Annotated in this window: 11 protein-coding genes; 8 read left to right on the plus strand and 3 right to left on the minus strand. The window is 39.3% G+C overall.

Features of this window, described 5'->3' with window-relative positions; genetic code table 11:
- Window position 1: 1 nt before the first annotated feature.
- Entirely contained in the window at window positions 2-2,161 is a 2,160-nt protein-coding gene (locus AC0UMU_RS03860) for a cation:proton antiporter (RefSeq protein WP_278715232.1), read from the minus strand.
- A gap of 293 nt (window positions 2,162-2,454) precedes the next feature.
- Between AC0UMU_RS03860 and AC0UMU_RS03865 the strand changes: the two genes are divergently transcribed.
- The 6 genes from AC0UMU_RS03865 (at window position 2,455) to AC0UMU_RS03890 (ending at window position 10,005) form a co-directional block, all read left to right on the plus strand.
- Window positions 2,455-3,462, plus strand: coding sequence for an aspartate-semialdehyde dehydrogenase (locus tag AC0UMU_RS03865; protein ID WP_122338034.1), 1,008 nt, complete (start codon window positions 2,455-2,457; stop codon window positions 3,460-3,462).
- 465 nt (window positions 3,463-3,927) lie between these two features.
- Complete coding sequence (locus AC0UMU_RS03870; protein WP_278715233.1) at window positions 3,928-5,694, plus strand: gamma-glutamyl-gamma-aminobutyrate hydrolase family protein; 1,767 nt, start codon at window positions 3,928-3,930, stop codon at window positions 5,692-5,694.
- Between the two features lie 119 nt (window positions 5,695-5,813).
- On the plus strand, window positions 5,814-6,827 hold the full coding sequence (locus AC0UMU_RS03875) for a M28 family peptidase (RefSeq protein ID WP_423767132.1): 1,014 nt from the start codon (window positions 5,814-5,816) through the stop codon (window positions 6,825-6,827).
- Between the two features lie 15 nt (window positions 6,828-6,842).
- The gene (locus AC0UMU_RS03880; protein ID WP_009318490.1) at window positions 6,843-7,271 is read left to right on the plus strand and encodes a SufE family protein; all 429 of its coding nucleotides are present in this window, start codon (window positions 6,843-6,845) and stop codon (window positions 7,269-7,271) included.
- 36 nt (window positions 7,272-7,307) lie between these two features.
- Window positions 7,308-8,870: a peptide MFS transporter gene (locus AC0UMU_RS03885; RefSeq protein ID WP_278715236.1), complete on the plus strand. Its 1,563-nt coding sequence runs from the start codon at window positions 7,308-7,310 to the stop codon at window positions 8,868-8,870.
- Window positions 8,871-8,955: 85 nt separating this feature from the next.
- Window positions 8,956-10,005 (plus strand): acyltransferase family protein, encoded by a 1,050-nt coding sequence (locus AC0UMU_RS03890; RefSeq protein ID WP_278715238.1) that lies wholly within the window; start codon window positions 8,956-8,958, stop codon window positions 10,003-10,005.
- 39 nt (window positions 10,006-10,044) lie between these two features.
- Here the strand turns inward: AC0UMU_RS03890 and AC0UMU_RS03895 are convergent, their stop codons facing one another.
- Together AC0UMU_RS03895 and AC0UMU_RS03900 are read right to left on the minus strand one after the other, a co-directional pair.
- Window positions 10,045-10,641, minus strand: a complete 597-nt coding sequence (locus AC0UMU_RS03895; protein ID WP_278715240.1) for a ribonuclease HII — start codon at window positions 10,639-10,641, stop codon at window positions 10,045-10,047.
- A 7-nt stretch (window positions 10,642-10,648) separates the two neighbouring features.
- Window positions 10,649-11,719, minus strand: coding sequence for an HpaII family restriction endonuclease (locus AC0UMU_RS03900; RefSeq protein WP_278715242.1), 1,071 nt, complete (start codon window positions 11,717-11,719; stop codon window positions 10,649-10,651).
- 474 nt (window positions 11,720-12,193) lie between these two features.
- Between AC0UMU_RS03900 and rpsL the strand changes: the two genes are divergently transcribed.
- Window positions 12,194-12,595 carry a 30S ribosomal protein S12 gene (gene rpsL, locus AC0UMU_RS03905; RefSeq protein ID WP_009318495.1) on the plus strand — a complete coding sequence of 134 codons (402 nt, stop codon included), beginning with the start codon at window positions 12,194-12,196 and terminating at the stop codon, window positions 12,593-12,595.
- Window positions 12,596-12,749: 154 nt separating this feature from the next.
- Window positions 12,750-13,226: a 30S ribosomal protein S7 gene (gene rpsG, locus AC0UMU_RS03910; RefSeq protein WP_009318496.1), complete on the plus strand. Its 477-nt coding sequence runs from the start codon at window positions 12,750-12,752 to the stop codon at window positions 13,224-13,226.
- The last annotated feature ends 13 nt before the right edge of the window (window positions 13,227-13,239 follow it).

The following is a 13,239-nucleotide window of genomic DNA, read 5'->3' on the forward strand; positions in this document are numbered from 1 at the left end:
GTTATTTATCCTTTTTCTGGTTACGATGCCCCCATCGTTTCTTTTTCTTCAGTAGATTTTCAAAGAAAAGCCTTAATCCGATAAAACGGGTATAGTCTCGTTGTACGTCCATCGCTCGAGGATCGCTGAAAAAAGAGAGTTGACTTTCTTTCCCGAATTGTTCGGGATAGAGGACGACTATGTTATTTCCGGCAAAATATTTGGATAAAAATGACGGAAGTTTGTCGAATTCTGTATTATAGGATACGGAAGTATGTCTTGCACTTACAATGATGAACAAATCGTCTTGCAAGACGATTCCGGTTAACATAAGAATATCTTCCCAACTATCCAATATCTCGAATTCATTTCGGATGTTGTATTTTCCTTTACGGAGTATGGCTTTTAATTGTATTATGGTATTGGGATGAGCATAGAATATCGCCCGGCATCCGATTTGTTTTGCCATATTGGCCACTCTGTCAACCCATTTGACGAATCCGGTTTCAAATTCTGCTTTTTCAGGAACGGCTATGACAATGCGTGTTACCGTATTGACCGGAATGGTGCATTTGGTGATCGCAACCATTTTGTTTGTTCCTTTTAGTAAACTTTCGGTTTTTGTTCCGAAAAAACTATCTACGATGTTGGCTTTGTGATGCAATCCGATAACTATTTCCGAGATATTTTTTTCTTTCATTGTGTGAATGATACCACTTGCGATATTCATATCGTACCGAGCTATGGTTTCCATTTCGACATCTGCAGATGAAGCTATCTTGGCTGCTTTTTGCAAAGCATTTTTGGCATTGAATCCGTTGTCTTGCGATTTGTCATCGGTGACATTTATTGCATATAAAGGTGTTTTCTTTTTCGGATTTTTCAATAGTATTGCCAAATTTACAAGGTTTTCTATTGTATCGGGATTTGCTATCGGAATCAGAATACGTTCTTCTCCCGTATCTATTTTGTCTTTGAGATAGTCGTCTTGTTGTTGCTTAGTTACAAGTTCACGTGCGGCTTTTTCGGTCACGAAAGAACTGATAGTACATGTTACGAGAATCATGATGACCGTTCCGTTCAACACATTAGAATTGAATATTCCGAGGTCATATCCGATAAGTACGGCGGCTAAGGTTGCTGCTGCTTGTGCATTACTGAGTCCGAAAATCATATTTCGGTCAACTTTCGGAAGTTTAAATGTTTTTTGAGTAAACCATGCTGCTATCCATTTGGATGCCGTAGCAACGATTGACATATTGATTGCTACGATGATGGCCTCTGTACTGCTGAACACACCGTGCAAATTGATCAACATTCCGACTCCGATGAGGAAATAGGGAATAAAAAGTGCATTTCCTACAAATTCGATCCGGTTCATTAGAGGAGAAACAGCCGGGATAAACCGATTGAGGACGACACCGGCAAAAAATGCTCCGATAATTGCTTCGAGTCCGGCAAGTTGTGCCATGAATGATGCAGAGAACACTAAGGCTAATACAAAAATATATTGGGATACGTTGTCGTCGTATTTTTTGAAAAACCATCGGGTGATGCGAGGAAAGGAATATATGACAATCGTGCAGAAAATCGTTATCGATATTAAGAGGCGAATCCAGAATATCTCATTGATTTCGCCTTGTTGCATTCCTGCAATTACGGCAAGGATGATAAGCGCTCCTAATACGGTAATGATAGTGCCGGCAATGGTTGTTGTGACAGATGTGGCCCGTGATATGCCATAACGACTTACTATCGGATAGGCTACCAAGGTGTGAGAGGCATACATGCTTGCCAGCAAGATAGAGGTTTCCAGATTGAAGTGTAGGGTATAATAGCTGATTGTCGTCCCTAATATCATCGGGATAAAAAAAGTATATAGTCCGAATACGATACCTTGCGTTTTGTTTTTCTTGAAATCGTTAATATCCATCTCAAGGCCGGCTAAAAACATCAGGTAAAGAAGACCTACATTTCCGAATATCTGGAAACTGCTGTCTCGTTCGAGTAATCCGAATCCATGAGGTCCAATAATCATCCCGGCAATGATCAGTCCGATGATGTGAGGAATCCGGAATCGGTTAAGGAGTAATGGAGCAAAGAGAATGATAGTTAATACGATAAAGAATATCAGTACCGGATTTGTAAATGGTAGGGCTGGTATTATATTTTCTATGTTCATACTAACTTTTTGTTTGTTGTGAGAAAATACTTTGTGATTTCTCAAAGATTGTCCGAAAAAAAATCAGACAGGCTAAAATTCTTTACAAAAGTACAAAAAAGAGGATTAAAAATGAAAAGATATTAGAAATTGTAAATATGAGGATCGATTTATTGTAGATTTTCTTCTTTTTATATGGATAATCGTGCAAAATGTTTTAATTTTGCAGCATGAACGTGTATTATTGTTATTGAAATATAAAAAAATACCGAACAAAAGAAACTGTATTTAATAGGTTATAAATAAACAAAGAAATGAAAGTAGCTATTGTTGGTGCAAGCGGTGCGGTAGGCCAGGAGTTTCTCCGTGTATTGGATGAAAGAAATTTCCCGATAGATGAATTGTTGTTGTTCGGCTCTTCTCGTAGTGCCGGATCTGAATATGTTTTCCGGAATAAAAAAATTGTAGTGAAGGAGCTGAAGCATAATGACGATTTTAAAGGCGTGGACATTGCTTTTACTTCTGCCGGTGCAGGAACATCAAAAGAGTTTGAATCGACGATTACGAAATATGGAGCTGTGATGATCGATAACTCGAGCGCTTTTCGTATGGATGACGATGTGCCTTTGGTCGTTCCGGAGGTGAATGGCCCGGATGCAAAAATTCGTCCTCGAGGAGTGATTGCCAATCCAAATTGTACGACAATTCAGATGGTTGTAGCATTGAAAGCTATCGAAGATTTGTCTCATATAAAGGCCGTACACGTAGCTACATATCAGGCTGCCAGCGGTGCTGGGGCATCGGCAATGGCAGAGTTGGTCCATCAATATGAAGAGTTGATGAAGGGAGATAAACCGACGATAGAGAAATTTTATTATCAGTTAGCATATAACGTAATTCCTCAGGTAGATGTGTTTACCGATACATTGTATACGAAGGAGGAGATGAAAATGTACAACGAGACGCGGAAAATTATGCATTCTGATGTGAAAGTGAGTGCTATGTGCGTACGTGTTCCAGTTATGCGTGCTCATTCAGAGTCTATTTGGGTAGAAACCGAGCGTCCTATTTCGGTTGCTGAGGCACGTGAGGCATTTTCTAAAGCGGAGGGCGTTGTTTTGATGGATGATCTTGCAAACAAGATATATCCTATGCCGCTCGATATTGCCGGGAAAGATCCAGTGTATGTCGGTCGTGTGCGTGAGGATCTTGCTAATCCGAACGGGTTGACATTTTGGACTGTGAGTGATCAGATAAAGAAAGGTGCTGCACTGAACGCTGTACAGATTGCCGAGTATTTGATCCGTGAAAAAGCTCTTTGATAAGAAACAGATTAGTCATAACATAACAATTAACTGATACGAGGCGACCCATCATATATGAGTCGCCTCGTATTGTTTGGAAGCTGTTTTCTATCGGTAAAGAGACTTTTGCCGGATTGCCGTTCTTTTTGAAAATTTATTTCGGATAGTTCTTTTGAGTATGTTTTGTCGTTTTTATGAGGATGATAGAGGCTATCTGACGAGTGAAAAACGAGAAAACAGATCGGGAGAAAACGTAAAAATGACCTGATAATATTTTCTGTATCGGAAAATTGAGTCGGGCTTTTAATTTATTGGAAAAGAAATATTATCTTTCGGTCTGTTTTCGGTTCTTTTCCTTCTTTTTCGCTTCATTGTTTGAGAAGACTTCGGTGTTTGCAACCTATGAAACCGAATATTCTTAGAAAAAGAAACCAGAAGATTTTCTCAGAATAAATTAAAAAACAGTTTCTAAAAACCTGACTTATGGAAAAAGGAAATTATCCTACCGATTTGGATAGTCTTTTTAGAATAATAGATGAAGAGATTTATTGTTCGGAGGATTCCAAAAAACCTTTGATCGGTATAACTACATATACGAAAGAGGGGGCTTCTTGTGTCGCTAATCTTTATGTAAATTCGGTTATTCAGGCCGGTGGCAGCCCGGTACTTATTCCATTGTGTGATGATATTGCCTTGTTGTCGGGAATTGTAGCCCGTTTAGACGGGTTGCTGCTAACAGGAGGAGGGGATATTTCACCTTTGTTTTTGAATGAAGAGCCGCATCCTAAACTTCAAGATGTGGATTTATCCCGGGATTGTTGGGAGATTGCAGTGTTACGTATGGCTTCTTTGAGGCAAATTCCGATTTTTGGAATTTGTAGAGGACATCAGTTGATTAATGCTGTGTTCGGAGGGAAAAATTATCAGGATATTCCGAGCCAACATTTAGGTGAGATCATTCAACATTCCCAGAAACAGCCTCGCGAATTTGTATCGCATACGGTTACCGTAAAGTCGGATACTTTGTTGGCTTCATTGATCGGTGAGGGACGTATAGCTGTAAATTCTATTCATCATCAAGGGGTGAGGGAGGTTGCTCCGGGATTTATCGAGAGCGCAGTTGCGCCCGATGGTGTCAATGAAGGCATGGAGTCTAAAACGGCGTCGATTTTTAGTGTGCAGTGGCATCCTGAAGGTTTGGTGTGTGCCGGCAATAAGAAGATGCTGAATTTGTTTGTTCATTTGGTTAAAGAAGCGGAAATATATGCTCGAGCGAAAAATTTTCATCTTCGACATGTCTCATTAGATTCTCATTGTGATACTCCCATGTTTTTCCCTGAAAAGATAGATATCGGGGTTAGGGATACTCGTCTGAAGGTCGATTTGCCTAAGATGAGGGACGGGCAGATCGATGCGGAATGTATGGTGGCTTATTTGCCTCAAAGAGAACGGGATGATATTGCTCATGAAGCTGCTACCCGGAGGGCTGATGCTATATTGAATGAATTGAAACGTCAGATATCCGTACATCGGGATAAAGTCGGACAGGCATTTTCAAGAAAAGATCTTATCGAGTTGAAACATGCTGGGAAGAAGGCTGTTTTTTTAGGGATTGAAAATGGGTATGCTATCGGAAAAGATTTTTCTAATTTGTCTCGTTTCAGGGACATGGGAGTCGTATATATGACTCTGTGTCATAATGGGAATAACGACATTTGCGATTCTGCCAGCGGTGAGCCTGAGCATAATGGATTGAGTGATTTCGGGAAAAGTGTGGTGCGAGAGATGAATCGAATAGGAATGATGGTGGATCTTTCTCATGCTTCGGAAAAATCTTTTTATGATGCGTTGGAAGTGAGTTCAGCTCCGATTATAGCATCGCATTCATCATGCCGTGCCATTTGTGACCATCGGCGAAATTTGACCGATGAGCAGATCGTTGCTTTAGCCCGCCACGGAGGTGTTGTCCAGATTTGTTTGTATTTGAATTTTCTTACTTCAAAGGAGAATGCTGATGTAAAATGTATCGTAGAGCATATCAATCATGTTGTAAAACTGGTGGGTGTGGATTATGTCGGCATTGGCTCTGATTTTGACGGAGGAGGGGGAATTCCGGGATGCGATGCCGCAAATGAGTTGATAAATATTACTAAAGAATTGATTCGGCAGGGATATTCGGAGAACGATCTTGCAAAAATATGGGGAGGTAACTTTTTGCGTGTGATGGATCAGGTGCAACGGGTTTGTTGATCTTACCCCTTAAAAAGTGTAAACAAACGGGTCGTTTTACTGTATTCGTAGAAAAATCCTGTATCTTTACAAGGTTTTCTTGCTTATGAAAGACGGTGACTGTTCTAAAAAGAAATAAGATGTCTATAAATATGTTTAACCGAAAACGAATGTTCGTCCCTCTTCTTTGTGTAGCGGGGCTATTGTTGTTTCAATTGGTTTCTTGTAAAAATAAAACTGTTTCGTCATCTGTTCAAGAGAGTGCCCCTGTTGTCGATGTCCCTGTTTTTAATGCAGATAGTGCGTATGCATATATGCAAAAGCAAGTAGATTTCGGGTATCGAATACCCAATACTCCGGAACATTTGGCTACGGCTTCTTATCTGGCTTCGGAATTAAACCGTCATGGTGCGGAGGTACAGGTGCAGGATGCAGATGTGGTTGCTTTTGACGGGACTGTATTGCATGCGAAGAACATAATAGGAATCTTTAGTCCTGAGAAAACGGACCGAATATTGCTATTTGCACATTGGGATAGTCGTCCTTTTGCCGATAATGATCCGGATGAGGCGAACCATCGGAAGCCTGTTTTGGGGGCTAACGATGGAGCCAGTGGTGTGGGTGCTTTGCTTGAAATTGCCCGGCAGATCGGAATGAAGTCTCCTCAAGTGGGTGTAGATATTATCTTTTTCGATGCAGAAGATTATGGTCAACCCTATTTTTCGACTCATTCTGAAGTGCAGGATTCTTGGGCATTGGGTACTCAATATTGGGTGCGTCGCCCGCATCGTCCCGGTTATCGGGCACGTTTCGGAATTTTGTTGGATATGGTAGGCGGAGAAAATGCTGTTTTTGCTCGTGAAAAAGCTTCATTACAGTATGCTCCGGGGATTGTTGATAAAGTTTGGAAGAAAGCACAGTCTTTAGGTTATGGGAAATATTTTTCCGATAATGAGGGGGGATACATTATCGATGATCATGTATATGTCAATAAAATGGGCATTCCGAGTATCAATATAATACAGTATGATGCATCTTCTGATTCGGGATTTAATCCGCAGTGGCATACGGTACACGATACGATGGATCATATCGATAAGGAGACTTTAAAGGCTGTCGGACAGACTGTATTGGCAGTTATATATAATGAGTAAATTAATGAACGGGATATGAAAACTATAAATGAGTTACAGGATGAAATTGTAGAAGAGTTCTCGGCTTTTGACGATTGGATGGATAAATATGCTTTGTTGATCGACTTGGGCAACTCTTTGAAACCTTTGGATGAAAAATATAAAACCGAGAATAATCTGATTGAAGGATGCCAGAGCCGCGTGTGGCTACAAGCTGATTATAAAGATGGAAAGGTCTTTTTTCAGGGGGAAAGCGATGCTGTGATTGTGAAAGGTCTGGTTTCGTTGCTTATAAATGTTCTTTCGGGTCATACACCGGATGAAATATTGAATTCGGAATTGTATTTTATCGAGAAAATCGGTTTGAAGGAGCATTTGTCTCCGACCCGTTCAAACGGACTGTTGTCGATGGTGAAGCAGATGCATCTTTATGCGTTAGCTTTTAAAGTCAAGAATGAGAAATAACTACTTAAATAATTATTTAACTATAAATCTTACATTATGTTTAAAAAACACCCTAAAGGATTAATTGCCGCGGCTCTTGCCAATATGGGAGAACGTTTTGGCTTTTATATTATGATGGCAATTCTGACGTTGTTTATTTCTGCAAAGTTCGGATTGTCTGAGACTACGACCGGATATATTTATTCTGCGTTTTATGCTTCGATCTATATACTTGCATTGGTGGGAGGAGTGATTGCCGATAAGACAAAGAATTTTAAGGGAACGATTCTTGCCGGTTTGATTATGATGGCTATTGGCTACCTTATTATTGCTATTCCTACCCCGACTCCTGTTCCGAGTTTAGGGCTTTATCTGGCTCTTACATGTTTCGGATTATTGGTAATTGCTTTTGGAAATGGTCTGTTTAAAGGAAATTTGCAAGCATTGGTCGGTCAGATGTATGATAATCCGAAATATTCGAGTTTACGTGATTCGGGATTCCAGATTTTCTATATGTTTATCAATATCGGGGGATTTTTTGCTCCGTGGATTGCAATCGGAGTGAGAAACTGGTGGCTGAAAGTAAACCATTTTGATTATGATGCATCGTTACCCGAGCTTTGTCATCAGTATTTAGAGCAAGGAAGCAGTATGCCTGCACAGGCTATGGATAATCTGAGCACTTTAGCTAATAACGTTTGCCTGGATGGTACGCAGGTAACAGATATGAATGTATTTGTGAACAGTTATTTGGATGTGTTTAACCGGGGATTTCAGTATGCTTTTATGGCAGCAATCGTGGCTATGTTGATATCTTTGGTTATTTATGTGGTAAATAAGAACCGTTTCCCAGATCCGGCTAAAAAAGAGAATAGCAATGCCGATACAGTTTCTGCGGTGAGCAGAGAAGATATAAAAATGAGTGCCACAGAAATAAAGCAACGTATTTATGCTCTGTTTGCTGTGTTCGGTGTGGTTATATTCTTTTGGTTGTCTTTTCATCAGAATGGATATTCGTTGACGTATTTTGCCCGGGATTATGTGGACTTGAGCGTAATAAATATTAATTTAGGGTTTACTCAGATTAAGGGAGCGGAAATATTTCAATGTGTGAATCCGTTTTTTGTTGTAGCGCTTACTCCATTGATCATGTGGTTTTTCGGGATGTTGAAGGCAAAAGGGAAAGAACCTTCTACTCCGATGAAGATCGCTATCGGTATGGGTATAGCGGCATTGGCGTATGTCTTTTTGATGGTATTCTCTTTGACTTTGCCGGCAAAGGATGCTTTAAGTTCGATGACTACTGCAGAAATTGACGCAATTCGGGTGACTCCATGGATTATGATCGGTTTGTATTTTATTCTTACCGTGGCAGAGTTGTTTATTTCTCCGCTAGGATTATCTTTCGTATCGAAAGTAGCACCTCCCCATTTGCAGGGATTGATGCAGGGTTGTTGGCTTGCTGCGACAGCAGTAGGTAACTCCTTATTGTTCATCGGAGGTATTTTATATACTACTGTGCCGATTTGGGCTTGTTGGCTGGTGTTTGTCGGTGCGACTGCCGCATCGATGATTGTGATGCTTTCTATGGTGAAGTGGTTGGAACGTGTAGCTAATTAACAGATGTAATAATGTGATTAACGATTGAGTATTGTGGTATTTCTTAAGAGATACTCTTTACTCAATCGTTTTTATTGGGGTCGGTATGAGAACTTCCAGAAAGTTATGGATAGGGAAATCGGCGGGAGAGGTAATACAAGGAGAAAACAGCTTTGATATTATCCGGTATTTTTTGTCTTTTGCCGTACTGGTCGGTCATTTTAGGGTGATTACCGGAATTCCGTATTATTTCCCGATGAGTTCTGTGGATGCGGTACATGGATTTTTTATTTTAAGCGGTTTTCTCGTTTTTTATAGTTATATGCGTAATCCCGATATCCGTCATTATACAGAGAGACGGACTCGTCGGATATTGCCTCCCTATGTTTTTATTGTGACTTTGTGCTGGATGGGGGGAGTCCTGGTCTCTACTCTTCCTGTGGGAGAATATTTGTTCTCGGCTCAGTTATGGAAATATATTGCGGCAAATTATTCTTTTCTTAATTTTATTGAGCCTGCTTTGCCCGGCTGTTTTCAGGGTGAAGCCGTAAACGGTTCTCTATGGACGATGAAGGTGGAAATTCTGTTATATATAACAGTGCCGATAGTATATTATTTGATGAAAAAGTATCGGCCTTTTCCTGTTTTTATTGTCATATTTATATTTTCTACATTATATAATGAATTATTTTATTACTTGAATGAGAAAACGGGGAATGAAATATTCGGAATTTTGAAAAGACAGGTAGGCGGGCAACTCCTTTATTTTTATTCCGGAACATTGGTTTTGCTGTGTTTTGATTATTTCCGTAGATATATTAAGTTTTTATTTCCGGTCGCGGTATTGGTGTGCTATTTTAGATATGATGTGCCTTTATTAATATATGTCGAGCCATTAGCTTTTGCTGTGGTGCTTATCGGGTGTGCGTATTATATAAAATGGTTTGTTTTTATGCGTAAATTCGGAAATGTAGCATACGGAATCTATTTGTTTCATTTTCCGGTTATCCAGTTCTCTATTTGGTTGGGTATTAATGAAAAAAGTCATATTCTTTGTTTTGCTTTTTGCGTTGTGGGTACGTTGCTTCTTTCTGTTTTATCGTGGCTTTTGCTGGAAAAACCGATTCTTTCCAATAGAGTATTTTCTTCTAAATAGCTTTGTGTTTCTAAGAGCCTGTCTAAGCTTTGCTCGGGTTTAGAACAGTTCGAGTTGCCGTTCGAGAAGCTGGAAGGTCATTCGGTGATAAGGTGTAGTCCCGAATTTTCGGATCGCAGTTCGATGAGCTTTAGTGGGATAACCTTTGTTTTTGTCCCAATTATATTGTGGATATTGTTCGTGAATAGCATTCATATAATCGTCCCGATATGTTTTTGCTAACACGGATGCTGCTGCGATCGATAGAAAACGTCCGTCTCCTTTTATTTCACAACTATGCGGAATATTTTGGTACGGTTTGAATCGGTTGCCGTCGATTAGAAGATACTCGGGGCGTACTGATAATTGTTCGATGGCACGATGCATTGCAAGGAAAGATGCGTTCAGAATATTTATTTTGTCAATTTCTTCCGGTGATACGCAACCTACAGCCCAAGCGATAGCTTCTTTTTCTATTAAAGGTCGGAGTTCATATCGTTGTTTTTCGGTCAGTTTCTTTGAGTCGTTTAATGTCTCGCATGTGAAATCGGATGGTAAAATGACCGCTGCTGCATATACGGCACCGGCCAGACAACCGCGGCCGGCTTCATCGCATCCGGCTTCAACAACATTTTTATTTTTGTATTGTAGTAGCATTATCTGTTTATATTATTATTTCGATATTGAGTTTGATAAACCATTGTCCATTTTCTTTCTCGACAAATCCGAATTTATGTGTTTTGCTATCTCCCATAGATAGTTTTGCGTTTTGATAAAGATATTTGTCAAATTCAGCTCGTTTTGTTGAGTCGAGTAGTTCTATTCCTCCGCATGTGTCGATTATGGCAAATGTCCGAGTGTGTCCGTATCCTCGATAGCGTTTTGTCGATCGTAAACCTGTGGCTAAAGCATATAAAAATTGTTGTACTTTGTATTCGTAAAAATTGTTTTTGTAAATTAACTCCTCTTTTATTTTATAAGGGTTAGTATTTTTTATTTCGGTTATTATTTCAGGAATTGCGGACAATCCGGTTGTGTAAAATAACCGTGTTATTTCTGCAAGTAATTTTGGGAAATGCAGGTCTATCATGCATAAATTTTCTAAAAAGAATTTATTTTCAGTTGTTGTATATTTTAACTTCCCTCCCAGTCTATAAATCTCTGTAAGTCGTTGTTGCACTTCTTGAGCTCCGTCAATTCTGTTGATACGATTACTTTCAGGGTTGGAGAATTTAACATTCTGGATGTCGTATTTCAGATTGTTTGCCCGGTTGGCAGGCAATATGTTCCATTTAGATTTTATACAAACAGTAATTTCTTGGCGTTGAGCGATCTCTTTTTCCGGATCGAAATAAATGACAGAAAAATCGCTTTTATCATCTGCTGTGCTTTGAAACCATGTATAATGAAGAGTTTCGAGAATAGGATCACAGTTTGAAACGGAATAGTCGCTTTCTTTTGGTGTCTGTAAAGTTGAAAGAATTTCTGTAGCAGCATTTTTACATTTTATACGAGGCATTCTTTGAGTCTCTTCACCCCGTCTGACTAAGACTTCTGTCGGTGTCAGTTGATATGTTATTTTTCCGCATTCGTCGTTTCTTATAAGTTTTGAAACCGGATAGAAAGAGTATTCGTTTTGAAAATTATCTTTGTAAAAATAAATATTTCCTTCATTGATTATATGTAGTAAGGCATACGCTTTAGCCCATTCTGTTTGGTTTCCTATAAGCTGCATAAAGATAAAATTTGGAGTGTTCATGAACAAAAATACAAGATATTTTGTTTATCTTATACTTCGTGAGAGAAAAATGAAGGTTTGCCGATCGAAAAATTGATTCGATGAGGTTTGGTTGATTTTATGTAATTTGTTGTGTTGTTATTTAGTTTGATTTAAAGTTGGAAGATGGAGGACGATTCTGTAGTGGGATTGTCCTCTTTTCTTTAAATGTACAGATTTTTTTCTCGTTATTTTTATTTTTGAGTTTTTGATGTGCATTAGAAAGAGTGTGAAGTTGCGAGAATTTTATTCTCTTTTTATTTGGTTTCTAATGATTTAGTGGTTATCTTTGCATCGTTTTTGATGGTAAAATAGGCCGGTGCACTTATGTAACTATTTGATAGGCAGGGTGTAATGGCTATTTTGGCGTCTTTTACGTAGAAATAAAAAATTGCGATTTATAAATTTAAAGATTAAAAAAAGTTCTAAGAAATGCCTACAATTCAGCAATTAGTAAGAAAAGGACGGGTTGTTTTGGAAGACAAAAGTAAATCTCCTGCATTGGATTCATGTCCTCAAAGACGTGGGGTTTGTGTCAGGGTTTATACTACGACTCCCAAGAAGCCTAACTCTGCAATGCGTAAAGTAGCAAGGGTGCGTTTGACAAATGGTAAAGAGGTTAACTCTTATATTCCGGGAGAAGGACACAATTTGCAAGAACACTCTATCGTATTGGTACGGGGTGGTCGTGTGAAAGACCTTCCGGGTGTGCGTTATCACATTGTTCGCGGTACTTTGGATACTGCAGGTGTTGGTGGCCGTACGCAACGCCGCTCAAAATACGGTGCTAAGAGACCGAAACCGGGTGCTCCTGCAGCAAAAGGTAAAAAGTAATTTTGTCGAGGGACAAAGAAGAGAATTTAAAATTAGTGTAAAACGCTAGTTTGAGTTTATTGGATAGGCTGATTAGGTTGAGTAAATAAAGCCGGCGGGCTTTGTTGAAGATGTGATAAGCAACCAAAAACAAGAACAACAATTTTTTGTAAAAATGAGAAAAGCAAAACCAAAGAAACGGGTCGTTCTTCCTGATCCGGTCTTCAGTGATGTTAAGGTTACGAAGTTTGTTAACCATTTAATGTATGATGGCAAGAAAAATGTTGCCTATACGATTTTCTATACTGCTTTGGAAAATGTAAAGACGAAATTGTCTGATGACGAAAAATCGGCTCTTGAAATTTGGAAAAAAGCATTGGAAAATATTACTCCTCAAGTAGAGGTGAAATCTCGCCGTGTGGGTGGTGCTACATTTCAAGTTCCTACGGAAATCCGCCCCGATCGTAAAGAATCTATTTCAATGAAAAATTTAATACAGTATGCCCGTAAAAGAGGCGGTAAGACGATGGCAGACAAGTTGGCTGCAGAAATCGTTGACGCTTATAATGAACAGGGCGGAGCTTTCAAACGGAAAGAAGATATGCACAAAATGGCCGAGGCTAACCGTGCATTTGCTCACTTTAGATTTTAATTGAAAATAAACA

The sequence above is a fragment of the Coprobacter fastidiosus genome, assembly GCF_982245605.1.

What these genes read in the sequence shown, in the direction of transcription:
- AC0UMU_RS03860 (WP_278715232.1), bottom strand. Translation starts at nt 2,161, where the DNA reads ATGAACATAGAAAATATAATACCAGCCCTACCATTTACAAATCCGGTA.
- AC0UMU_RS03865 (WP_122338034.1), top strand. Translation starts at nt 2,455, where the DNA reads ATGAAAGTAGCTATTGTTGGTGCAAGCGGTGCGGTAGGCCAGGAGTTT.
- AC0UMU_RS03870 (WP_278715233.1), top strand. Translation starts at nt 3,928, where the DNA reads ATGGAAAAAGGAAATTATCCTACCGATTTGGATAGTCTTTTTAGAATA.
- AC0UMU_RS03875 (WP_423767132.1), top strand. Translation starts at nt 5,814, where the DNA reads ATGTCTATAAATATGTTTAACCGAAAACGAATGTTCGTCCCTCTTCTT.
- AC0UMU_RS03880 (WP_009318490.1), top strand. Translation starts at nt 6,843, where the DNA reads ATGAAAACTATAAATGAGTTACAGGATGAAATTGTAGAAGAGTTCTCG.
- AC0UMU_RS03885 (WP_278715236.1), top strand. Translation starts at nt 7,308, where the DNA reads ATGTTTAAAAAACACCCTAAAGGATTAATTGCCGCGGCTCTTGCCAAT.
- AC0UMU_RS03890 (WP_278715238.1), top strand. Translation starts at nt 8,956, where the DNA reads ATGAGAACTTCCAGAAAGTTATGGATAGGGAAATCGGCGGGAGAGGTA.
- AC0UMU_RS03895 (WP_278715240.1), bottom strand. Translation starts at nt 10,641, where the DNA reads ATGCTACTACAATACAAAAATAAAAATGTTGTTGAAGCCGGATGCGAT.
- AC0UMU_RS03900 (WP_278715242.1), bottom strand. Translation starts at nt 11,719, where the DNA reads ATGCAGCTTATAGGAAACCAAACAGAATGGGCTAAAGCGTATGCCTTA.
- rpsL (WP_009318495.1), top strand. Translation starts at nt 12,194, where the DNA reads ATGCCTACAATTCAGCAATTAGTAAGAAAAGGACGGGTTGTTTTGGAA.
- rpsG (WP_009318496.1), top strand. Translation starts at nt 12,750, where the DNA reads ATGAGAAAAGCAAAACCAAAGAAACGGGTCGTTCTTCCTGATCCGGTC.